Raw genomic sequence first — 21,967 nt, forward strand, 5'->3', positions numbered from 1 at the left:
CGGGTACCTGGACCTGATCCTGGCCGGGATCGGGCCCTGGCACCAGTGTTAAGTAGCCGATTGCCGCGTGTCGTCACCGGCGGTATCAGTGGCATGCCTCCCGTAGGTATGTGTTCAGCTGGAGCCTTGGTCGAACAGGTCCTTCAGGCCAGTGTGTTTGTGGGTGAGTTGTTTCGGAGCAGCCCGGCCTCGGCGCCCAGCGACTTGACGGTCGGCTTGCCGTCCAAGCGAAGCGGGACGCCCTTGAAGTGGATGGTGGACATGTTTGTTCCTCGCTTCCGGGGTGACGCAGCGGGCTCATGAGAATGGGTTCAGGCTTGTAGGCGTGCGCCCAGCTGGTGAACCAGCGAGAACAGGTCGGCAACACCCCAGTGCTCGACGATGCGGCCGTCGCGCACGCGCATGGCATCAACGGTTTCGAACTGCACCACGCGTCCGGTCGGCGCGATACCGAACAGCGACCCGAGATGGGTGCCGTGGTAGGTCTTGTAGGTGGTGACCACGTCGTCTTCGACGGTCTGCCAATGGATTTCCGGGCGGAAATCCGGAAAGGCTTCGCGTAGGCGCTGATACAGCACGCGCACGCCGTCTTTATCTGGAGTGGTATTCGGCTGTGGAGTGTGGTCGATGAAATCGTCAGCGAACAACTCTTCGAATAGGGTGAAGTTGCCTTGTCCCTGGACCTGTTCGGTGTTGCGCCGGACGACGGCCTTGGCCGCTTCTCCGAGGTTCGTACGGTTCATGACTTGCCTCTCCTCCTTGTCACAGGGCTGCGGTCGAGTAGCCAGGCGATCCATTCGAGAACCTCCGGCTGGGCGACCAGTGCCCGCGCCGCCAGGCCATCCGGGTCGTTCCGCACCACCGCCACGGCGGCCGGATACCCAGCCCTATCTCGACCGCCTCGCCGCGATAGGCGGATTCGAATACCGCGTCAGAGGAAGGAGTTGTCATAGTTGCCATGCTAGGCCTCGAGGATCAGCCGCTGGGCTACCTTCTACAACGGGTTGCCGTAACGTTGCGCGCTGAGGTGACAGTCGCGGTGTCAGAGCCGTCGGGTTGACGTTCCCTCAGTACAGAGGGTTGAGGAACACCTGCCCGAGAAGTAGCTCTATCCGGGGCAGCGCGACCGCAGATAGTTTCCTGAGCCGATCAGTCAGCTGCGAGCAGAACTGCCAGGTACGCCGGGGCCATGGACCGGGTGACCGGGTCGCTCTGATCAGGTTCGGTGTGAAAGTCGCCGACTCCCAGCCCTGACATACGCACAATGCCGCCGATCGGTTGTCCGGCAAGGCGGCTCGATGAGATCCGCCTGAAACGCACTCGTCTGCCGCATACCGGGCTGAGCGAAGCGGCCACGTCGTGGTAGCCGGCGGGCCAGACCGGTTGCGGCTCAGAACATCCGGTGGTGCCGATTAGCGGATCTCGACCACCACTTTGCCGAGGGCGCGTCCCGCACCGACGTGGGCCAGCGCGTTCGCGGTCTCGTCGAGGGGGAAACTGCGGTCGATGTGGATACCGATCCGTCCCGCGACACACGACTCCGCGAGGGGTGTGAAGTGCGCGGGCCCTTCCTTCACCGCGAGGACCCCGAGCCCGCGGCCGGTCACCATTCCGGTGACCACGCCGACCGTCGTCAACCGCAGCAACGCGCGCGTGGTGCCGCCGACGCAGCGGTACCGGCCGCCACGCGCGACCGACCTGCGATAGGCGAAGACCGACCGGTGGGCGACGAGGTCGAGTACCCGGTCGTACGGTCCGGTTCGGGTGAAGTCCTCAGCGCGATAGTCGATGACCTCGTCGGCGCCGAGCGTGCGCATGAACGCCAGTTTGGCGGCGTTGTCCACCCCGGTCACATGCGCCCCGGCGCTCTTGGCCAACTGGATCGCAAACGCTCCGGACCCGCCGCCCGCTCCGTTGATCAACACCGACATACCGGCTGCGATGCCGGCCGTGCCCTGCAGTGCGATCGCCCCCGACTGTGGCAGCGTCGACGCCTCGGCGAAGCTCAGCGACACCGGTTTGTGAGCCAGCGCCGATTCAGGAACCACGGCATATTCCGCGAACCCACCCTTGAGCATGAGATTGTCGCCGTAGACCTCGTCACCCGGTGCGAACAGTGTGACCTCGGAGCCGACGGCTTCGACCCGTCCGGCGATATCGGATCCGAGAACCGGGCGCCTAGGTGCCCGGAGCCCGCCGATGCGCGAATACAGCGGCGTCCCCCGCAGTGTCTCCCAGTCGGAGAGGTTGATCGACGTCGCGTGCACCTGGACGAGCACCTGTTTCGGCCCTGGGGAAGGCGCTGGGACCTCCACGACCGACAGCACCTCGGGGCCGCCGTAGCGGTCGTACACGACGGCCCTCATGCGATTCCAGCACCGAGGATCGAGCGACATCCTGACACACGACAAACTCTAGTCGACGGGCCGCCCCGCGACCGGCGAACCGTGCGTCGGCATTCCGCGCGACTCGCCGAACCCTCTCCCGCACACCAGCAACGTCCTGTATTACCGCGTGACGCGCGGGTCCGACAGGCCACGCGAAACACCCCAAAGATTAACGGGCCGAGACTATCTCGACATCCACCACCGCACTGAAATGCCGATTTGCGGGTATCCGACGTTGGGAACCACAGGAGGGCTGCGTGATCGGCGCTACCTCGGCGCAAGGCCCTGGCTACGGTCGCTGTCGGCGTGCTGCGCGCGCTCTGGCCCGCTGCGCGAAAGAGGGCGGGTTGACAGGAGCGCCCGGCGGTCTCAAAGCGTCGCCTCGTCGGCCGAGTCCGGCGGAGTAGCGGAAAAATCGAATAGCACTGACTGCTGCGACAGCGGACAGGGTCCACAGCAAGGCGGTGCGCACCCAATGAAAGTCTCCACTGTTGGTGGGCGTGAGCAGGCCAACGCCCGTAGCGACGAGGACGAACAAGGATTGGGCGGCTCGCTTGCCGAGTTCTTCGCGCTGTGCGAGTGTCTGAACGCGCTCGTAGACGTAGATCTTCAAGATGGACTGTGCATGTACGCCCAACGAGTCATTCCAAACGGTGGTGCCAGCCGCGAAGCGTTCGACAAGTTCAGCGTCCCGAAGTAGCTGGGTCCGCGTGTCTCGCCTGTCCATGCGACCACGTGAGCGTTCAGATTCGAGTCGACTTGAGAGACAGCGGCTTTCGCACGCTCGTGCAGATCGGGATCCGCCCGAACGATCACGACCGATCGTCAAAGCAATGCAGCGAGCATGACAACCGCGGAGCGCGCCTGCCCTGCTGCAACGCACTCACATGCCGCTGGGCGCGCGGTCGTGAACGTCCGCAACTGCCGATTTCAGTGCGGACTGCGGCGCGCGTGCCAGACGGATCGTGACGCTTCAAACAATGATCTTTCATGGAAGTGATTCACCAGACTGCCAAGTGATCGGAGAGGGCACCCTCGATTCTGCCGTGATCCGCGCCTCATCAACCGAACGGTGCGGCCCGGAATCAGGCCAGAATGGCGCATCGTTGCGGAGGGCTTTGAACGACACGTAGTAGGCATGCCCGGCCGAATCAAGGAACGGCTCCTCGCCCGCCGCGAGTGTGCCCTCTTCTCGGGCCACCTCGTACCAGAAGTCGTAGTCGAGACGGACGACGAACACCGGCATGAGAACGACGTCGGCATACAGCCACGAACCCGTAGCTACGATCTCCGGGCCGTTTCTGATGACCAGATGCTACGCGGGGGTTGAGGGACACTCGCTTCGGCGCCTGGCCAACGTCCTATATTGCCGCGCGGCGCGCGTTCGCGAACGTCCGCAACTGCCGATGTGCGCGAACCCCGGTCGGGTGTTGTCAGCGTTCCCAGAGTCTCCACATGGAGATGCTGTCGTTGTAAGTACGGACTCGTTCGGCGGCGCCTAGGAGTCCGCGGCCCTCAGTCAGCTCGTAGAACAGCAGCAGCACAGCGAGAAACGCCGTGTGGCCGTCTGATTTCAGTAGGTGCGAAGTAGCTCCTGGCACCCACCTCGAGAAACGCCCTCGCCAGTGCGGGTTCACCGGTTTCGCACCCCGTGGGAATGACGACGCTCCCGGGTATCCGTAGATGCTTCCTGACCTGATCGGGGCCCATTCGGTCGGTGAAGGGCTGGGCATCGGCGATGTCGCCGCCGAGCTCAGGTAGAAGAATCGAGCCAATGTCGCCATGGCAGCTCACGATCACATACGGTGCGATCGGACGATCACCATCCAGCGCAGCGTTCACATGGAGAGGCTGGCCGATGGGCAGGTAGTTGATGCGAATTCCCAGTTCTTCCAGCGCATTTCGCGGCGCCCGTGCCGAGCTGTCGCCGATATCGAGCAGATCCACCTCTGTCCGAGCGAGCTTGCCGTCGACGATGTCTTCGATACGCGAATTCGACGCCAGCCCAACGCTACCTACGCGGCTCGAACGACTTCGCACCACGGCGAGCGTCGCTTCCTCGAGCTGTTCGCACGTGACCTCGCCCCGCCTGCGTAAACAGTTCTGAGTCGCGGGTTGACCTCAACAATGGTTCAGGTAGCAGGATTGGGCCCATGATTCTGGTTACCGGTGCAACAGGCAAGGTCGGCCGCCAGGCCGTCAACCAACTACACGAGGCGGGCGTCGAGGTTCGTGCGCTGGTCCGTCGCCCGGAGGCGGCGGATCTGCCGCCCGGCGTCGAGGTCGTCGGTGGCGATCTTTCGGATCCGGGCAGCCTGGATACCGCCCTCGACGGTGTGCACGCGGTGTTCCTGGTGTGGCCGACGCTGGATGCGGACGCGGCCGCGCCGGCCGTGGTGCGGCGTCTGGCCGAGCGGGCGCGGCACATCGTTTACCTGTCCGCCATGGGCGCCGACGAGCGGGCCGGCGCGGTGCTCGGTTCGCACGGCTACCTCGAGCGGCTCATCGACGAAACGGGGGTCGGCCGGACGTTCGTGCGCGCGGGGGGATTCGCGGGCAACGACCTCGGCTGGGCGGAGTCCATTCGCGCGGAAGGTGTTGTGCGCGAACACTTTGACGAATGGCGCAGGTCGGTGATCCACGAGCGGGACATCGCCGCGGTGGGCGTCAGGGCCCTGCTCGAGGGTCACACCGGCGCCGTCCACGAGGTGACCGGCCCCGAGCTCCTGACCGCCCCGCAGCGGGCGCGGATCATCGCTGACACGCTCGGGGTGCCGGTGCGATTCGAAAAGATGTCCCGGGAAGAGATGCTGGCGGGCATGTCCACCTGGATGCCGATCGACGACGTGGACAACGTTCTGGCGGAGATGGACGAGATGACCGCACAGCCGGAGCCGGTGCTGTCCACCGTCGCCGAGGTCACCGGCGCGCCCGCTCACACCTATCAAGAGTGGGTCGCCGACCACCTGGCCGATTTCCGTTGAGCTCCAGCCGATTCCGCTGAGGTTTCCCGATCTGCCTAGGCGTATTCAGCCGCCGGCTGCGGGTGCGGAATCGGCGTCCGGGTGATGGACCGAATCATCGACTGGGCAGCCGCAAGCACGATTCCACACGTCGGATTGGTCGCTGACGACAGCGTGACCGACTTCTATACACGCTGGCAACTACGCAGCAGCGGCCAGTATCTGCGGCTGAGCGCCAATCATGGTTCACACACGCGTTCGCGCGCCATCGACTCCACTCCGCCCTCCGGGGGACACACGCGAAAGCCGCGGTATCGGTGGTGTATCTGCCCGTAGTCAGTATCTTCGCGCCGCGGTCGATGATCTCGATTTGGCAGTGCGTTCGTGTGGATCCATTCCGATGATGACCGTCATCGATGTGTCCTCTTCGTGCTCGGACCCGAGAGCGGGCTGGAGGCTGCCCTCGAACCCCGGCTGCTGACAGGCGGTGCCCACGAGCTAATGCCGCGCATCTGCTTCGGCCACGCTGCCGTCACGAGCGGGCTTGCCACCACAAACCAGGGGACTAGAGGCAATGCCGCGCAGTTAGCGGTCCTGTCCGGTTGTCAACCGGGCCCTGCATGCCGTCGTCACCACCGGCCAACGCCGGGACCCGCACACCGCTACCCACGGCACACGATCAGCAGACACCCCAATCCAGGTGGCCGCCTGAACATTTCATCGACCATCGACCATCGACCATCGACCATCGAGCGGTCGGTCGGGGTGAGCCCCACGCGGCATGAAGACACACCGTGATCTCGGCGCTCATCACGGGCAGCCCCGTCCGTCATCACACCTACCCGATTACACGCTGCCGGGACCAACCCCATCACCGCTATCAGGGACGACGACGGACGAGGCACCGACCGATCCGCTTGACCCAAAACGCATTACGCTGTTGAGCTCGCGTTGTACGACGAACTGTCGCGAACGATTCGCGGCCACAGCGAATTCTGTACTTCAGTCGGAGTCGATACCACTCATCTGTCGAAGCTCGGTCATCGGCATCACACGATGTCCCGACCCGGTGGGCATGACGAGAGGTGCCAGTATTCTCTGTCGTTGTAAATCCAATGCCCGCGTGGCCGAGGGGACTACATGCCGATGAACATCACCGCACCGAACCCCGATGACACCGACCTGAGCTCGTTGTACGGCGAGGTGGATCGCGCTGCGGCGGCGGCGAACAGGGCGGGCCCAGTGGGGCTGCCACCGCTGACCGACGCGCTGCTGAACTATATCGACGCGATGGCTGTCGCAGATCCGGCCCTGACACATCCGCACGTCCGGCCCACGGTACTGACCGCCTCCCATACAACTCGTGCCTATTTCGGAGCACGGCTGCGGCACACCTCCGATGCCGCCCGCTGCGAGTTGCCGCTGCTGCGAATGTCGTTGGCCGCCGGGCCCGACGAGTCCCTGGGCGCGCCCTCCATCCACGATTGGCTCGAAGCATTCGAATTGGCACTGATCTGCCGCAACGGCGGCAACGACCACTACCTGCGCAGCCAGGCCTACACCATGTACTACCCGCACCGCTGGGCTTCCGATGACGTTGAGGCCGTGCGGATTCCCGCCGCGTACGCGACCGTGTTGGCTGCTTTGGCGAAGCGCGCACGCTGGCCACGCAACAAGCAGGTCAGGGCTGAGATCGCCGAACTGATGCCGCCGGCGCTGGATCGGCTGGCCGAGATTACTGCGGAATCACCATGGACCCAGCGCGTCCAGATTGTGCGGCTGCTGGCAGCGGGCGAAGACGCCACGCCGCAGGTCGCCGCTGCGGTGGAGCAATTCCGAGCTTCCCGCCGCATCGCATGGCCGTTGCTGGCGTTGGCGGCCCTGGCACACGACCTGAAACTTCCGACACAGGTCGAATCCGACTATCTGCCAAAGCATTTGACCGTATGGCAGCCATGATCAGCGCTGTGGCCGATTCGGACAGCGCGGTAGGCGGCATGACAGTCGCTTGTCAGTCACGCCTATCGGCTCGGACTCGGTGGCGTCGGTTTCACGCTGTCACGAGGAACGGCTACGTGACGAGCTGCGATCGGGTCCGGGGTCGTTCGTGCATGTCGGATTCACCGCGCCGCGGTCCGGCCGCGGTCTACTGCGGTGATGAATTTGCCGAAGCTCCCTTATCGCAACCTATTTCGAGCTTCTGCCGCGTCCGCGACGGTTGGCGGTGTCGACATGCGCGACTACACCCAGACCGAGTAGGGCGTCAGGTCGATCGCCGGTGCATCCGGGTTGTCCAGATCGACGCGGTACAGGTGCCATCGCTCGTCACCGTTGTTGTCCTGGGTGTAGAGCAGCCATCGCGGATCGTCGGTCCAGCAGAAGCTGTGCACACCGCGGTTCTCATCCGCGGTCACACAGCGTGTTTCCTCGTCGGAGTCGAGATCCTGGATCCACACGTTCAAGCGGTTGTTCCACGGTGCCAAGTAGGCGATCTTGGTGGCGTCCGGTGAAATCGACGGTGCCGCACTCGTCGGCGATCTGAAGAAGTCCTCTGCGGAAATGAATTTCGGCAATGCCATGTCGGTCCTTCCGGTCGGTCAACGCTTCCGAATCAAGGACACCGTCGGCTGAGCCACCTCACACCTTCGCGTCCGTTCGGGAACGCCAGCGCACGACCTGGTAGCCGACGGCTACGGCGACGATCAACGCCGCGAGAACGGGATGCATATCTTTCGAGAGACTCGGTGCGCGATCGGGCCCAATTGCCCAGAGCATCAGCGGAATTGCGTAGGCCACCGCGAGCCACCAGTGAGCGCGCGGTCGTCGCGGTGTAGCAGACGCAGTCGACCAGCAGATCTACCCCGTCGCCGATAGCAGCGCGCAAGTGAGCTGCATCGGCGCGGTCTGCGGCGATGAAATCAACTCCAGCCGTGCGGAGTTCGGCAGGCATGTTGGCGGGGTTGCGTCCAGTTACCTTCACTCGCCAGTTCGCTGCCGCCAAATGTGCCGCGATCGCACGTCCGATCACGCCGGTTCCACCCAGGATGAGCGCATCAGCCATTACACGAGCCTAAACCGGGCTCGTTCCTCGTTGTGCGCTCGCCGCTGGTTGGTGAGGCCGCACGATATCGACGGAACCGGACAGCGGTCGGGTGCGTCGTATAGTTCGTAGGCGGTCTGTATTACGAGGGGAGGCGGGGTGTCCGATGATCTCCGGGTCGAAGTTGACCGACTGCGCGAAGCCTCGAGATTCGTCGCCGACAAAGCTCAGTCGATCCGAGACGAGTTGAAGAAGCTCGACGACACCATCGGCAAAGAGCTCCTCGCCGATGGTTGGCAGGGAAAAGCCGCCAGCGCATACGACGAGTCGTGGCTCGAGTGGAAGCACGGTGCCGATACGGTCATCGCCGCGTTGGAGGAATCCTCCGCCAACCTCGCTGAAGCTGCCAATCAGTACGAGATGCGTGACACGACGAGTCGAGACGCGATCGCCGGACTGCAAGGATTGGATCTGCCGTGGCCAATGGTGACCATTACCGCGTCGATCTCGAGCAGCTCGACGCCGCGATCGACACGATGGACAAGTTCGGGCGCACGGTTGAGGGCCGGTTGGGTGAAGTCGACCGGCATATTTCTGACCTGCACCAGGCATGGTCGAGCAAGGCAGCCCAGGCTCAGCGTGCCGCGCACGATAGTTGGATGGCGGGTGCCGCAGAGATGCGGGAGAACCTCGACGAGTTGCGTGCAGTTGCCCGCTGGGCGCACGCGAGTTACACGACTGCGGTCGAAACGAATGTGGGGATGTGGCCGCAGTGACACCGACTGTCCCGCTCATTGTTCATCGAGGCGAGGAATACGCGTCTGCCGGCGAGGTCTTCGGTCAGATGTCCACCGACAGTGTGACCACCCACTCTGGGCTGGTCGCGGTGCTGACCACCTACGGAGGTATGGCTGGCAGCGATAGCGTCGGCACCCAGTGGGCAGCGGGCTACGACGAGGCCGTCGAGCTTGCGGTATCGACCTCATCCAAACTGGCGACCGCGTGCGGCCAGACGAGAAACATGATCGTTGCCGGAGCCTGCAACCACCAGGTCGCCGATACCGGCGCCAACGTGGCCGATCAAACACCACCGCCCACGCCGCAGCTCTCGATGGATCCTTGCCTCCCAGAAAGCGCACCCTCGGCGGCTGGGGACGGAATCCCCGAACCATTCGGATGGTCGTTCATCAAGGACGCGGTCGGGTTCGCCTGGCCCAACGGTCACCAGGATCAATTGGACCCCGCCAAGACCGCATGGCACACCGCCGCTGCCGACTATCGCACTGTTGCCGGTGAGTCCCCGCATGCTGTTGGTCTGCTTACCAATCAGTAGTCACCCGAGATCGAGATCGCCGTCAGCACCTGCCAGACCCGGCAATCAGACTTCAACGCGTTGGCTGATGCATGTCAAACACTCGGCGATGCCTGCGGCGAGTACGCCAACCATCTCGACGAGGCGCACCACAAGATTCTCGAGGAACTCAAAGGGTTCGTCATCGAAACCGCAGCCGCCGAGGCCGCGTTCGCGGCGCTCGCACCGTTCACTGCGACCCTGTCAGAATGGGTTGGCAACACAGCTCTGGCCGGACGTATCGCTGTCCGTGCCCGCCGTATCGCGACGGTCGTCGGCGAGCTCGGGACGAAGATAACGAAGCTCGTCACCGACGTCGTGAAACCCCTTGCTGAACGACTCAAACCGCTGTTCGAGAAGGTCCGCAACTGGGTCAGCGTGGCCAGGGTAAAAATGACTCCGTTCGCACGACGCGATGCTGCATTGTCGGAGGGACGACTGTTCTCTCGGATGGCCTCGCACGAACCGGGAGGTTCTCGAAAGTGGAGACCATCTGCCGATGGCCCAAGAGACCATCGAGGAATACGCTCGCCGGGCCGGGGTGGACCTTCGCGGCATCCGCGTGGACGTGGCCGACTCCGCCGATGATGTGCGCTACTTCGACTACATGGAGGCCAGCGCCAGCACCGGTCCGGGTCATATTGCCTTGGCCCCTAGCGCGTTTGCCGATGAACAGACGCTGCTGCGGAACTTGGTGCACGAGCGCGTCCACATCGAGCAGTACCAGCAAGGCAGAGTCGGGTCAGGGGTGACGAGGGAGCTGGAAGAAGAGGCGTACGCCGCCGATGAAGAGTTCTGGCAACGTTATCTTTCGGAGAAGTAAAAGGGGCGTGAGCGGTGAGTGAGTTCTATGTCGAAGCTATCTTCCCGGTGAGTTTCAGGCCGAATCCGTTTGTAGTCGGTCGGGCAGTCGGGGATTTCACCGTTGGCCAGGCAGTTGAGCTGCGGAGGAAGGACGGAACGATCTACCGGGGTGTTCTGGAAGCGCTCGATTTCCATCGGCCTGCGCCGGACAAGTTGTCACTCGTCTTCTCCGCCGAGGTGTCGTCTCAGGTCGAGCCGGGTGATGTGATCTATTCCGTTCCCACCGAGGAAAGCAGCTCATCGCGGTGACGATCGACATCCAGGAATGGGAGCGGCAGCTCCAGCGAGAACTCGCCGAGATCCGCAGCAGCAGTAAGCATCTCGCCGACGCCATTGCTGTGGTGCGGGGTCGCGGCGAAGTGCCGGTGTCCTCGTCGAGGTCGATGCGGACGGCGACATCACCGACCTGCGGATCGCTCCTGGTGCCATGCGTTGGCCTGGCCACCAGCTCACCACAGCGCTGCTCAACTGCCACGGTAAAGCGCGGGCGGATGCGAAAGCCAAGCCCGAACGTCTGCTCAGTAAAGCTGACCCGCGTATCCACGACCAGTTTCAACGTCTACATAGCGAACAAACTGCCGAAGATCGGCGTCGGCCCGCGTCGGAAGAGGAGATCCAAGCCGCCGATGATGCTTACTTTGAGCGCATGAACCAGCGCGGCTGGAACGGCTAGTCGGGGCGGGCGAGGAAGCTGGACCGGGTCTCGGACGGTATCCGTAAGCTTGTCGGGCTAGCGCGTCCTGGGTTCCGGAATCCGTCGATGTGAGTGAAGTAGTGGTGCAGTCGTAGATGATTCTGTGCGGTCTCTTCCAAGCCTGCCGAAAAGTGAATGAAAATGGGAGGATTGAACAGAAAGTACGCTGGTCAGGAAGTGTGCTCCCCGCACGCGCGGGGATGAGCCCGTTGGTGTTCTGCCGGGTATTGAACATTCCGAGTGCTCCCCGCACATGCGGGGATGATCCGGAGCCCGAAATGACCTACACCATCCGCTACACGTGCTCCTCGCGCATGCGGGGATGATCCGCGACCGCGCCTTGGTCCGGCGGGTGCCGCCGGGTGCTCCCCGCGCATGCGGGGACGATCCGGGCACCGGAGACGCCATCCCCACGCCGGTATATGGCGGTGAACGACTCGATCGGTTCGTCGAGCAGATGACCCGCCGGATCTCGATGTCATAGTCCAGGGGTGAGGTGAACTGCTCCCACGCGTTCTCCCAAAGCCGCTAGACGCGATCGAACGAGAAGATGATGCCCAGGCGAGAGAACTGGCAGAATTACATACAGAATCACGCATCCGCCGCCTCGTCGCCCTACGTTTGGAGCTCCGTGATCGATGAAGGAGACCGATAACTTTCCGGCCCCGGTGACCGTCGAGTCGCTCGCTTCTGCCGTCGCAAGACTGGCCGACGAGATCTACCTGTCGCTAGCAACCATCGGGACCGCGCTGACGACCCTGTGGGATGGTCTCACCGAGAAGCTGGGGTCCGCTCCTCGGTCGACTGATCTAGCACCGCTGCGCGAGACCATTGTCGGAGAGCTCGAGCGGCGTGGGAATCTGTTCGACGGCGCAGGCGTTGTGCTGGCCGACGGCCTTCTCGTGGATCAGCCCCGGCATCTGGAATGGTGGCTTCTGGACGTGCAACGCGGACCGCGACGCCTGATGCTCGAATTGAATCCGCAGAGTGAATACTTCTACGACTACACCGGAATGGACTGGTTCGTGATCCCGCGCGACCAGGGTAAGCGGTGGGTGGACGGGCCGCACCGCGATTACGCGTGCACCAATCGGTGCGTGTGTACGTTCGCGATACCGGTCACGACCACATCGGGAGCCTTCCTCGGAATCGCTGGTGCCGATGTGTCGGCTGCCTCGATCGAGGAGGTCCTGCTTCCGCGTTTCCAGGTATTCGGTCAGCGGCTAGTGCTGGTCAACAGCGAAGGCTGCGTCATTATGGGGACCGACTCCGAATTCAGGACCGGGTCCAAGACGAGCCGGACGGACCGATCTGCTGCGGCAGTGCCGATCGAGGCGATGCCCTGGTTGTTGCAGCCGCTGGGGTCCATGCCGTTCCACTGACGCGCAGCACACTACTGTGGCAAGCCGGGTCAGGCCTCCACCGGGATATCCACGTAAGCCGGACCGTGTTCGTTGGATAGAGTGATGGTGCTCGGTGCATTGGAATACGGTGTCTGGTCGCGTGATGTCCGCGACGGTGAACTGGTCCATCATTCGATAGGGGTCGACCTATAGGGCGATCAGGTTCGCGAACCGGTTGGCCGACAACGGGATCGCGCAATTGTCGCAACAGGCCGGCCGGGTGCAACGTGTCCACCGCCCCTAGCAGAGAGGTGCCGCCACTCTCTACGGCTGCCCCGCGCGGAAGCGTTGAAACACAGCCGATTACAGGTGACAATGCCGGGCTGCGGCCGATTCGCAACCGCCACGATGGCTAACTGTCTACCGTGCTCCCGCGCACCACCGGCGGTTGCAGGAATTGCAGGAGTTGCAGGCGAAGCGGAAGCACGCGTTCCGGCGTGAAGTCGGGTGGCCGACATAACGTTTTAACGACTGGTCGCCCCATTGGCGCCTGGTTGCCAGCGGGGATCGAAAGCGTCACAGCAACAGGAGCTTCGACCGGCGCAGTCCTGGATAACTGCGGGGCGGGCGCGGTGTTGGTCGTGTCGTCAGCTGAGTCGAGGCACCAACGGCGGCTGCGCTGGTCCACACGGATCGGCGAGGATCGAATTGGTTGGCGTGGGGTGCGGGCGGATTCGGTGTGACGGTTCGGCGTTACGGTGGCGTGGACGGACCTGGTTCGGGAGGCCCTGGGCGCTGGGTGACTTGTGGGGAGTCGTTGTGGCCGTGGTGTTTTCCTGTCCGGCATGGTGTGTCGATCACCGAGACCCGCATCCGGGCGACCCTGAGGACGGGGGTACGCACTCCGGCCCGGAGGTGGCAATCAACCTCGACGACCCACTCGAGTTCGACACGACGCGTCAGGCGTGGATCCAGTCGACCGCCCACGATCGTGACGGCCGACGGCACTGCCTGATCGGTCTTGTCGACCCGCACGGAGTGACGGTCGAGCTGAGTGCCGCCGACGCGCGCATGGTCGCGCACATCCTGATCCGCGGAGCCGACCTACGGTCGGCACCCGTGGACGGGGACTGTCCGTCGTCGTGTCTCGGACATACCGACGCCTCTTCGGCACCCGCCCGGATCCGGCGACCACAGAAAGCTCACCGACCGCCCGCAACCTCCACTCCAGCTGACCTCGCAGGCTGAGCCCGTCGCGGCCATCCTGCGTCCGAGACACAGGGCGCCGGATCTGCGAGGCATCATCGGCCGTCCCGAATCATGCTCGCTGTCAATCCGATTCGGCCCTGCGCAGCCGCACGACTTCCCGTAGCGCACTCTTGAAATCGCCGTAGGCCCGCTGCCCCAACGCGTCGGCCAGCCTCTCCTCCATACGCACGAACAGCGCGTCGGAGCGGTTCATCTGGTCCAGCCCGAGTTCGGTCGGGACGATCAGCTTCGCCCTGCGGTCGTCCGGATCGGGCTCGCGGCGCACATAGCCGAGCTCGATGAGTTCATCGACGAGCGTGCCGATGACCTGCTTGTGCTGGCCGGACCTTTGCGCGAGATCGGTGGCGCGACTCCCCTCGACATCGAGGTAGGCCAGCACCGCCCCGTGCTTGGGACGAAACTTCTCATGGCCCTGGGTCGCGAGCGTTTCGTACACCTCCTGCTGCAGTGACAGCAGCAGTCGCCCGGAGAGAATGCCCAGATCAGGGTTACTTTCCTTGCGCTCATGGCGTCTCAACTCGACCCACTCCATTTAGTCACTAATATTGACGGTCACTAATTCTGACTATACGCTCCGGACTCGTCCCACCCACCCCTTGCCACATGGGAGCGAACATGTCCGTGAACCTCACCATCGTCTACTACTCCGCCACCGGAACCATCGCCGAGCTGGCCAGGGCGATGGCAGATACCGCAGAGCAGGCCGGCAACGAGGTCCGCGTGCGCCGCGTCGAGGAGCTCGCGCCCCGAACAGCGATCGACGCGAAACTCGCCTGGGCGGCACATGCCGCCGCGACGGCGAACGTTCCGACGGCCACCGCCGACGACCTCATCTGGGCCGATGCGGTGATCATGGGATCGCCCACCCGATTCGGCAATATTGCTTCGCAACTCAAGCAGTTCATCGACACCTTGAGCGGGCCGTGGAGCCAGGGCCTGCTTGCCGACAAGGTCTACAGCGGATTCACTTCGGCGGGCACCGCACACGGCGGGCACGAGTCCACCCTGCTCGCTCTGATGAACACTTTCATCCACTTCGGCGGCGTCATCGTGCCGCCCGGCTACAGCCACCCCGATAAGTTCACCGACGGAAACCCGTACGGCACATCGCATTGCACCCGCAATGACACCTACCCCGTCGACGAAACCACACACGCCGCAGCGCGGGTGCAGGTGGAGCGAGTGCTGCGGTTCGCGCGAGCAATCCAGACCGCACCCACACCCGCCTGAACCGAGACGACGGGGCAAATTCGCTCGGCGCGATACACCAGGCCGTCGATCACCCGATCACGAGGCGGAGCCCGGTCCGACGATCATCGATCGTCCGGCCGGGCTCGCTGCGTTTCGCTCAACTTCTCGAAACCTCCAACCGGTCGCTCGAATTCGATCCGGTACCGATCTTGACCGTCATCGCAAAGCGGAACACCAATTCCGGAGTACCACTCCACGATTAAGGCGTCTCTCGCCCAATCGTCGGCCAAGGGACGATCGAGTTTGGGAGTCTTGCGGTGCGGCTAGTGCCGTGTCGAGAAAGGTCGGCAGGATAATCGGGGAGGCGGGTTGACTGGGCGGCTGGCGATGCGGGTGTCGAAATTGCAGGCCAAGGTGACGAAGCGCTGATCGAAGGCCGAGGCAAGGGATACTGATGTGGTGCTCGGTGCAGAAGAGTTCGATCTCGTCATGGCTGTCATACGTCGCGACACCGACGAGGTGCGACGCGCTCACGAAGCTGGTATCGACCTGGCAAGTGCCACTACGCCGGTAGGCACTCTTCTCAGTTGGGCCGCGGAGTGGGGCAGAACCGAGATCATCGCTTACATGCTGGCCCAGGGCATCGAAGCGGAGCCGAGGGCTCTTTCGAAGGCTGCGGACAAAGGTCATACCGAGACGGTGCGGCTACTGCTCGACCATGGCATGAACCCGGATCTGCCGGCTGAGTGGCCACCGCTGACTGCACACAGTGTCGCACCCGCGAAAAATGCAGGTGACCCCGCGACGCGGCCCGCCCGAAATCCTTGGCCGCCACGTGGGGTCCGCAGTTCAAGCTGACCGTGCACGGCCTCGCACATGGCGACGGGCAACATCGATGTCGTCGCAGCCCCGAAGCCGTCGAACGCGATATGCGCCAATGCCTTGCCCACCCGCGCCTGCGGCGTTGCCGCTGTATCAGCGACGCCGAACCCGGCTGACAAGAATCGATACGACCGCATGTTCAGGCGCATTGGACAGCGGAGGCGAGGCCGATGCGGCGAACGGTGTAGCAGGCGTCGGAGGTCCGGCGGGACGCAACCGTGGCAGCGGCAAACCCGGTGGGGCCGGTTGCGTAGAGCCTGGCTCGCGGCGAGCTGGTCCGGTCTGTGGATGATCGCGGCCATCGAGGTCAGAGGCTGTTTTACTCACAGCGACCACCCGCTACTATAGAAAGCCGCAGGTCAGGGCCCTGGTTGGGAAAGTGCGTGTCAGGGTGGTGATCTGGCACAGGAAAGAGGGGGAGTTCGCAACGTGAATGTGTCGGAATTTGTCTACAACGTCGTGGTCGTGACGCACCTGATCGGCATGGCCGCGGTGGTCGGCGGTTACGCGGCCGGACAGCCGGGTGTGTCCGCGGTGATGGTGTGGGGCGCGCGCCTGCAGATCATCACCGGGCTGGTGCTAGTCGGCATGGCCGAGTCGATCGACTCGCTCGACAAGGACCTGAACATGGTGAAGATCGGCACCAAGCTCGTCATCGCAGTGCTGGTCGCGGTGTTCGCCGAGATGGGTCATGGCGACGCCAAGCGGGGCAAGCACGTGCCATGGATGACGCATGCGGCGGGCGGGTTGGCGATCGTGAACGTGTTCGTCGCCACGCTGTGGACCTGAGTTGCGCGGGAACCGAATCACGAGAGTCCGGTGCCCGCGTTGTCGCACACAGGCACCGGACTCGTCGTCACGACTCGAACAGTGATTGCCCGAGATATCCGTCCGGTGACCGAACCCCGGGCGGGATGACGAACACCGCCGACCCGATCGGCGTCGTCCAGACGTTGAGGGCGTCGAATTCGGCGAGACGCTGCTGTACCGGCAGATACTGGGCATCCACGTCGCGCTGGAACGCGGCGAACAGCAGCCCTGAGTTGGAGATCTGACCGGGCGGCGGCGCGTCGTCATAGTTGTAGCCGCGTCGCAGGAATCGCTCACCGTCGTGGGTGTGGTGCGCGCGAGCGATGTGCGAGGAGTGCGGGATGACCGGAATGCCGTGCGCGTCGACGGCCGCGAAGTCCGGCTCGTCGAATTCCCGGCTTCCCGTCAGTGGTGCACCGTCGGCCAGCTTGCGGCCGACGCTGAGTTCCCTACCCTCCGTGTCGATTTCGTCCCAGGTGTCGAGTTTCATCGCGATGCGGCGCAGCACCAGCGAGGTGCCGCCCGCCAGCCAGGGCTGTGTGCTGCCGTCGTCCCACACCAGCCGCGCGAAATCGGGTGTGCCCGGCACAATGTTGACGGTTCCGTCGACCTGGCCCATCAGGTTGCGCGGAGTCTGCCCGGGCGCGGCGTTGCGGAAACCGCGCTGCACCCAGCGCACCGAGACCAGCGATGCCACGTTCTTGCACAGCACCCGCACGGCGTGCGACACCGCCGTCGCCTCGTCGGCGCAGACCTGTAGCAGGAGATCGCCGTCGTTCCAGGCCGGTTCGAGGCGATCGATCTCGAATGGCGGCAGCGGACGCAACCACGACGGTCGGCGCTGTTCGAGGCCCGCCACGCTGAACACCCTCGGGCCCAGTCCGACGGTGACCGTGAGCCGCGCAGGCCGTTGTGCCAGTTCGGGTTCCGTGTCGGCCAGTGCAGGGCTGCGCTGGGTCAGGCGCGCGGCATCGTCGGTCCAGATCTTCAGGATTCCGATGATGTCGTCACGGTTGGTGCCCGGCCGCAGGTCGAACCCGACGAATGCCGCATGCGCGGGCGGCGCGGTCTCGATGCCTGCCTGATGGGCGCCATAGAAGGGTTCCATCGCGGCCGGTGCCGGATCGGAATCGCCGGTCTGCCGATCCCCGATCGCGACCGCGCCCCAACCGACTCCGGCAATACCGGCCGCGGCGGCGGTGCCACCGAAAAGGCGGCGGCGATTGATGCGCCCGGCGCCGGTGGACTCAGCCACCGTGAGCGGGGGTCTGCTGGGTCGGCGTCGGCGCGCCACCCGTGTGTTCGCCTTCGGGCACGTAGTTCTCCTGGTTGCCTGGGAAGTCGCGTACCCGAGCGGTGAAGGTGGTGGAAGTCCCGTCGTCGAACGTGAGCGTGACCGGGGTTTCCGCGCCGGTGCGCAGCGGCGCCTTCAGGCCCATGAACATGATGTGGTCGGCACCAGGGCGCAGCGCGGCTGTGCCGTGCGCCGGAATCACGAAGCCGCCCTTTTTCTGCTGCATCTTCTTGGTTCCGTCCGCGGCCGCGACGACCTCGTGCAGCTCGACCCGACCGGATGCCGGGCTGGTGGCCGAGACCACGGTTACCGGCTTATCGCTGGAGTTGTTCAGATCGCCGAACGCGGCGGACATATCGGCGTCGGCCGCCTTGATCCACTGGTCTTCGATGGTGATCGAATCCGCCGCTTTCGTGGGTGCGGCGTCCTTGTCGTTCGACGAGCACCCGACGATCAGGAGCGGGACCGCCGCGAGAGCGGCGGCAGCGCGCAGCAGACGGGAATTGCGTGGTGTGGATGCTCGGGTTGTCATGAGCATTGGAGACTCCGATCTGGGTGAGAGGGGTTTTCCGCTGCAGGCCAGAGTCGCGCGAACCGACATCACCGATGCGCCCGATCAATGATCGGCGAAGCGGTACGAGCAGCGGCGCGCGACTCGCTGCAGCGCGAGTTGCACCGGCGGGATAACTCCGGTCGAGTAGTGATGTGCCGACGTGTGTCCGCAGGCTGGCGGCAGGCAGGATTGTCCTGATGTCGGTTGGTGCGCCCTGCGCGCGCGGATGAGCGGCGTCGGCAACCTCCCGACATCGCTCGGAGCTGGATGCGATCGCATACTCGGCAGCGCGGGCGAATTCACTGTGCTGGCAACGTAGTACCAGACACCGAAGCCTGCATCGATGGCACTGTGTGCAAGAAGGCATCGATTGTCCGCAGAGTGGACTTCCGCAGAGCGGACTAATGAGCGGCCGGTGGTCCCCGGGTGCCGATTCCCGAACTGAGCAGCAGTCTCTTCGGCGTCGGTGCGGGGCCGAGGGGCACTGCAACGGCAAGCGCGCATGGTGCGAGCAGTCCGTGACCGAGCGCATCGACGATCCGCCGCGCACTCGATGCCGCGCATCTGATAGCGCGCTCTGCGCCGTGGATGAGCACCGCACCCACCGGGATGGCGCTCAGGTGGGCGATGAGCATGGCCGCGCCGTTGTGCATGCCGTGGTGATGGCCGGACGAGACCGACAACGCGGTGTGACCGATGGTCTGGCCGACCGCGAGCATCGCCATGACCTCGACGACACTGTGTCGAGTGCGCAGCGAGGTGACTACGGTGCCGACCAGCGCGCAGGCGGCGAGTAGCAGGGCGAGCGTGGATTGGTCGAGAGAGACGGTGCCACCACCGAGCCCGTGAGCGGCGATACTCACCGCACCGGAGGCGGATCCGACGAATGCGCCGCGCAGTCGCGCCGTTGCCTCCGTCGGTGTTCGCACCCGGCCATACTACTGCCGGTCGTAGGTCGAACTCGCAGCGGATTGAGCGGTTGACCAGGTTTTGAGCTCGCCGTGCCGGGAATTTTGCGGCGGGGTCTGCGGCGGCTCGGCGTAGGCGGGTGGGCTGCCCGGACCGGGCGCTGACAAGATCAGGCAAGCACCGGCAGCAGCTCCGGGCGCTTGGCCTCGATGTTCGCCCTGGAGGAACGCCCGTGGATGCGTCGGGCCAGCCACGGCAGCAGGTGGTCGGTGGCCCACCGCACCTCGTCCGCGACCGCCGCGGCGCAGGTCCGATTGATCGGCGGCAGCGGTTGCCGCCAGGACTCGTCCGCGCCGGGGACGCCGAGCATGGCGGCGACGGCACGCGCGACGATGTCGTGGCCGAGTGGATTCAGGTGCTACGAAGCGGGTGTACTGCGATCCGGGTGACGTGTTCGGCTCCACATCGGCGCAGGAATATCGTACGGCCACGCAGGAATTCGAGCGATCGGTGCCGGTGGTCAGAGTGGTTTGAATCCGGTTCCGATGACGCCCGACTGGTTGATGTCGTCGAGGACCATGCCGATCTGACTGGCCACGGCCGGATCGTGGATCGGTGCTCCCGGGTGCTGACACACGATGTCGAAGACAGTCACGTCGAGCACCTTGACGCCGATGTGTCCGATGTTCATCCCGACCAGGCGGTCGCCGATGGTGACAGGACCGCCCGAGTCGCCGGGTCGCGAGCAGACCTGATTCTGAAACCACCATCGGTGGGTGTCCCATACGACGCCACAGTTGAAGCCGGACGTGCGCCCGTTCTTGCAGACGACGTCGCCTTCGCGCGGTGGCGCACCGATCCCGCCGATGAGGGTCGAGGACACCTGCCGGATCGGGTGGACTTTGCCGCGGTCGAACTCGATCACGGCGTAATCGTCGTGGTGATCCACCGCCGCAACGGTGCCGATGATTCCAGCCTGCGGCATCCGCTCGGCCTTGACCGACATGCCGAGCTCCGCACAATGTCCCGCGGTGAGCCCGACCATCCGGTCGTCGCGGTCGAATCCGATCGTGGTGAGTGTGCAGGCCGATTGCCCGCCGAGCACGATGCCCGATCCACCGCCGAGCGCCGCACGCTGGTCAGCGGCCGTCGCCGACCCGGGGAACCCCACGGTGGCGAGGACCGTGAGTGCCGCGGCCACGAGCACGCGAATCCCGATCCGTCCCGTAGCAAACATGCTGTTAACTGTGCCTTGTGTCTGCGGATTGTGCTGGAAGCGGCGCCTCCCTCCTGTTGCAGGTCGGACACGGTTTGGTGTAGCCGCGCCGATTCGGCGGTGCCGACGATCACGTGGTCGGTGCCTGGGCAACAGTCCGGCGTGGAGGGCGGTCAGGTGGAGTGGGCATGGCGCTGGGATCGCACTCGATCAGTGGCTACGTGGCGCAGGATCCGTTGCGGCGCTCAGGATTTCCGTTGTGCGTCACAACACGACAGAATTAGGTATTGGGCCGCGTGACGCTGGGCCTTCGTGGTTAGGTTGGTCTGAACGATCCAGACATGCGAATCCCGCATGGGAGGGTGACGATGATGGGTTCCGAGTCGGTACCGGTGGGCATCGACCCCACCAAGCCGAGTATTTCGCGAGTCTACGACGCGCTACTTGGCGGCAAAGACTATTACGAGGTCGACCAGAGGGTGGTCGAGCACCTCGTCGAGACGATGCCGCAGGTCGATGTACTGGCGAAATTGAATCGCGCGATCTTGGGTCGCGGCGTGCGGTACCTGGCCGGTGAGGCCGGGATGAAGCAGTATCTCGACCTCGGTGCCGGGCTTCCGACCATGGAGAACACGCATCAGGTCGCCCAGTCGTTCCAGCCGGACGCGCGGGTCGTGTATGTCGACAACGACCCAATTGTGTTGGCACACGGGCGGGCTCTGCTGGAGCAGGACGCGAGCACCAGGGTCGTGACGGCCGACCTGCGTGAGCCGGAGAAGGTCCTCGCACATCCCGATGTGCAGAAGATGATCGATTTCTCTCAGCCGATCGCGGTGTTGCTCGTCGGCATGCTGCATCACCTGCACGACAGCGAAGACCCCGAGGGCGTCGTGGACGGATACCTGGACGCCGTGCCGCCGGGTAGTTACGTGTTCATCACGCACTTCATCAACGAAGGCCCGGAGGCTGGCCCCGTGGAGGAGTCGTTCCTGGAATTCCTGGGCACCGGACGGTTCCGGACGCGCGCGGAGATCCTGCGGTTGTTCCGCGGTCTCGAGTTGGTGGAGCCCGGGCTGTCGTATCTGCCCGAATGGCGGCCGGACCGGATCGTGCGCGACAAGCTCACCCTCGCCGAGCGGCTGATGGTGGGCGGGATAGCCCGCAAATAATCTTGGTAGAGATGGCCCCTGACCAGTGCGGA

Annotated in this window: 25 protein-coding genes and 3 pseudogenes; 15 read left to right on the top strand and 13 right to left on the bottom strand. The window is 64.4% G+C overall.

Annotation, left to right across the window (positions count from 1 at the left end):
• Positions 1-311 precede the first annotated feature (311 nt).
• Together ACFQZZ_RS32775 and ACFQZZ_RS32780 are read right to left on the bottom strand one after the other, a co-directional pair.
• On the bottom strand, positions 312-797 hold the full coding sequence (locus ACFQZZ_RS32775; protein ID WP_378688621.1) for an ester cyclase: 486 nt from the start codon (positions 795-797) through the stop codon (positions 312-314).
• A 615-nt stretch (positions 798-1,412) separates the two neighbouring features.
• Positions 1,413-2,366, bottom strand: coding sequence for an NAD(P)-dependent alcohol dehydrogenase (locus ACFQZZ_RS32780; protein ID WP_378688624.1), 954 nt, complete (start codon positions 2,364-2,366; stop codon positions 1,413-1,415).
• A gap of 496 nt (positions 2,367-2,862) precedes the next feature.
• Between ACFQZZ_RS32780 and ACFQZZ_RS32785 the strand changes: the two genes are divergently transcribed.
• Complete coding sequence (locus tag ACFQZZ_RS32785; RefSeq protein ID WP_378688627.1) at positions 2,863-3,087, top strand: hypothetical protein; 225 nt, start codon at positions 2,863-2,865, stop codon at positions 3,085-3,087.
• Between the two features lie 288 nt (positions 3,088-3,375).
• Here ACFQZZ_RS32785 and ACFQZZ_RS32790 read toward each other — a convergent pair whose 3' ends face one another.
• Together ACFQZZ_RS32790 and ACFQZZ_RS32795 are read right to left on the bottom strand one after the other, a co-directional pair.
• Positions 3,376-3,633: a hypothetical protein gene (locus ACFQZZ_RS32790; protein WP_378688629.1), complete on the bottom strand. Its 258-nt coding sequence runs from the start codon at positions 3,631-3,633 to the stop codon at positions 3,376-3,378.
• Between the two features lie 269 nt (positions 3,634-3,902).
• On the bottom strand, positions 3,903-4,427 hold the full coding sequence (locus tag ACFQZZ_RS32795; RefSeq protein WP_378688632.1) for a hypothetical protein: 525 nt from the start codon (positions 4,425-4,427) through the stop codon (positions 3,903-3,905).
• A gap of 113 nt (positions 4,428-4,540) precedes the next feature.
• Between ACFQZZ_RS32795 and ACFQZZ_RS32800 the strand changes: the two genes are divergently transcribed.
• The gene (locus tag ACFQZZ_RS32800; protein WP_378688634.1) at positions 4,541-5,371 is read left to right on the top strand and encodes an SDR family oxidoreductase; all 831 of its coding nucleotides are present in this window, start codon (positions 4,541-4,543) and stop codon (positions 5,369-5,371) included.
• Between the two features lie 1,119 nt (positions 5,372-6,490).
• On the top strand, positions 6,491-7,309 hold the full coding sequence (locus tag ACFQZZ_RS32805; RefSeq protein ID WP_378688636.1) for an Imm49 family immunity protein: 819 nt from the start codon (positions 6,491-6,493) through the stop codon (positions 7,307-7,309).
• A 293-nt stretch (positions 7,310-7,602) separates the two neighbouring features.
• Here ACFQZZ_RS32805 and ACFQZZ_RS32810 read toward each other — a convergent pair.
• The 3 genes and pseudogenes from ACFQZZ_RS32810 to ACFQZZ_RS32820 form a co-directional block, all read right to left on the bottom strand.
• Positions 7,603-7,929 (bottom strand): annotated as a pseudogene (locus tag ACFQZZ_RS32810) (TolB family protein); the annotation flags it as partial.
• A 58-nt stretch (positions 7,930-7,987) separates the two neighbouring features.
• On the bottom strand, positions 7,988-8,146 hold the full coding sequence (locus ACFQZZ_RS32815; protein WP_378688811.1) for a hypothetical protein: 159 nt from the start codon (positions 8,144-8,146) through the stop codon (positions 7,988-7,990).
• 25 nt (positions 8,147-8,171) lie between these two features.
• Positions 8,172-8,411, bottom strand: a pseudogene (locus ACFQZZ_RS32820) (saccharopine dehydrogenase NADP-binding domain-containing protein); the annotation flags it as partial.
• Positions 8,412-8,549: 138 nt separating this feature from the next.
• Between ACFQZZ_RS32820 and ACFQZZ_RS32825 the strand changes: the two are divergent.
• The 8 genes and pseudogenes from ACFQZZ_RS32825 to ACFQZZ_RS32860 form a co-directional block, all read left to right on the top strand.
• Positions 8,550-8,813 (top strand): annotated as a pseudogene (locus ACFQZZ_RS32825) (WXG100 family type VII secretion target); the annotation flags it as partial.
• A 53-nt stretch (positions 8,814-8,866) separates the two neighbouring features.
• The gene (locus ACFQZZ_RS32830) at positions 8,867-9,166 is read left to right on the top strand and encodes a WXG100 family type VII secretion target (RefSeq protein WP_378688638.1); all 300 of its coding nucleotides are present in this window, start codon (positions 8,867-8,869) and stop codon (positions 9,164-9,166) included.
• A 68-nt stretch (positions 9,167-9,234) separates the two neighbouring features.
• Entirely contained in the window at positions 9,235-9,723 is a 489-nt protein-coding gene (locus tag ACFQZZ_RS32835; protein ID WP_378688640.1) for a hypothetical protein, read from the top strand.
• Between the two features lie 517 nt (positions 9,724-10,240).
• Entirely contained in the window at positions 10,241-10,564 is a 324-nt protein-coding gene (locus tag ACFQZZ_RS32840; protein ID WP_378688643.1) for a DUF4157 domain-containing protein, read from the top strand.
• A 14-nt stretch (positions 10,565-10,578) separates the two neighbouring features.
• The gene (locus ACFQZZ_RS32845) at positions 10,579-10,854 is read left to right on the top strand and encodes a hypothetical protein (RefSeq protein ID WP_378688645.1); all 276 of its coding nucleotides are present in this window, start codon (positions 10,579-10,581) and stop codon (positions 10,852-10,854) included.
• Positions 10,851-11,255: a hypothetical protein gene (locus ACFQZZ_RS32850; protein WP_378688648.1), complete on the top strand. Its 405-nt coding sequence runs from the start codon at positions 10,851-10,853 to the stop codon at positions 11,253-11,255. Before ACFQZZ_RS32845 ends, ACFQZZ_RS32850 begins: the two co-directional genes overlap by 4 nt.
• Before the next feature lie 682 nt (positions 11,256-11,937).
• The gene (locus ACFQZZ_RS32855; protein WP_378688651.1) at positions 11,938-12,681 is read left to right on the top strand and encodes a hypothetical protein; all 744 of its coding nucleotides are present in this window, start codon (positions 11,938-11,940) and stop codon (positions 12,679-12,681) included.
• A gap of 789 nt (positions 12,682-13,470) precedes the next feature.
• A complete protein-coding gene (locus ACFQZZ_RS32860; protein ID WP_378688801.1) occupies positions 13,471-13,890 on the top strand; it encodes a DUF6907 domain-containing protein in 420 nt (139 codons plus the stop codon).
• Between the two features lie 82 nt (positions 13,891-13,972).
• Here ACFQZZ_RS32860 and ACFQZZ_RS32865 read toward each other — a convergent pair whose 3' ends face one another.
• A complete protein-coding gene (locus ACFQZZ_RS32865; protein WP_378688653.1) occupies positions 13,973-14,443 on the bottom strand; it encodes a MarR family winged helix-turn-helix transcriptional regulator in 471 nt (156 codons plus the stop codon).
• Positions 14,444-14,526: 83 nt separating this feature from the next.
• Between ACFQZZ_RS32865 and wrbA the strand changes: the two genes are divergently transcribed.
• The 3 genes from wrbA to ACFQZZ_RS32880 all read left to right on the top strand — a co-directional run bounded on the left by wrbA (position 14,527) and on the right by ACFQZZ_RS32880 (position 16,773).
• Positions 14,527-15,141, top strand: a complete 615-nt coding sequence (gene wrbA / locus ACFQZZ_RS32870) for an NAD(P)H:quinone oxidoreductase (RefSeq protein ID WP_378688656.1) — start codon at positions 14,527-14,529, stop codon at positions 15,139-15,141.
• A gap of 417 nt (positions 15,142-15,558) precedes the next feature.
• On the top strand, positions 15,559-15,960 hold the full coding sequence (locus ACFQZZ_RS32875; RefSeq protein ID WP_378688659.1) for an ankyrin repeat domain-containing protein: 402 nt from the start codon (positions 15,559-15,561) through the stop codon (positions 15,958-15,960).
• A 507-nt stretch (positions 15,961-16,467) separates the two neighbouring features.
• Entirely contained in the window at positions 16,468-16,773 is a 306-nt protein-coding gene (locus tag ACFQZZ_RS32880) for a hypothetical protein (RefSeq protein ID WP_378688803.1), read from the top strand.
• A gap of 67 nt (positions 16,774-16,840) precedes the next feature.
• On the opposite strand, the gene ACFQZZ_RS32885 is transcribed toward ACFQZZ_RS32880, so the two are convergent.
• From ACFQZZ_RS32885 to ACFQZZ_RS32905, 5 genes are all read right to left on the bottom strand, one after another.
• Positions 16,841-18,049, bottom strand: a complete 1,209-nt coding sequence (locus ACFQZZ_RS32885; protein ID WP_378688661.1) for a Dyp-type peroxidase — start codon at positions 18,047-18,049, stop codon at positions 16,841-16,843.
• A complete protein-coding gene (locus ACFQZZ_RS32890; protein ID WP_378688663.1) occupies positions 18,042-18,620 on the bottom strand; it encodes a copper chaperone PCu(A)C in 579 nt (192 codons plus the stop codon). Before ACFQZZ_RS32890 ends, ACFQZZ_RS32885 begins: the two co-directional genes overlap by 8 nt.
• A gap of 422 nt (positions 18,621-19,042) precedes the next feature.
• Positions 19,043-19,570, bottom strand: a complete 528-nt coding sequence (locus ACFQZZ_RS32895) for a hypothetical protein (RefSeq protein WP_378688666.1) — start codon at positions 19,568-19,570, stop codon at positions 19,043-19,045.
• Between the two features lie 149 nt (positions 19,571-19,719).
• Positions 19,720-19,920, bottom strand: coding sequence for a hypothetical protein (locus tag ACFQZZ_RS32900; RefSeq protein ID WP_378688669.1), 201 nt, complete (start codon positions 19,918-19,920; stop codon positions 19,720-19,722).
• 150 nt (positions 19,921-20,070) lie between these two features.
• A complete protein-coding gene (locus ACFQZZ_RS32905) occupies positions 20,071-20,787 on the bottom strand; it encodes a hypothetical protein (protein WP_378688671.1) in 717 nt (238 codons plus the stop codon).
• A 320-nt stretch (positions 20,788-21,107) separates the two neighbouring features.
• On the opposite strand from ACFQZZ_RS32905, the gene ACFQZZ_RS32910 reads away from it, so the two are divergent.
• Positions 21,108-21,935, top strand: coding sequence for an SAM-dependent methyltransferase (locus tag ACFQZZ_RS32910; RefSeq protein ID WP_378688674.1), 828 nt, complete (start codon positions 21,108-21,110; stop codon positions 21,933-21,935).
• Positions 21,936-21,967: the final 32 nt, after the last annotated feature.

The sequence above is a fragment of the Nocardia sp. GCM10030253 genome, assembly GCF_042675075.1.
Lineage (GTDB): Bacteria > Actinomycetota > Actinomycetes > Mycobacteriales > Mycobacteriaceae > Nocardia.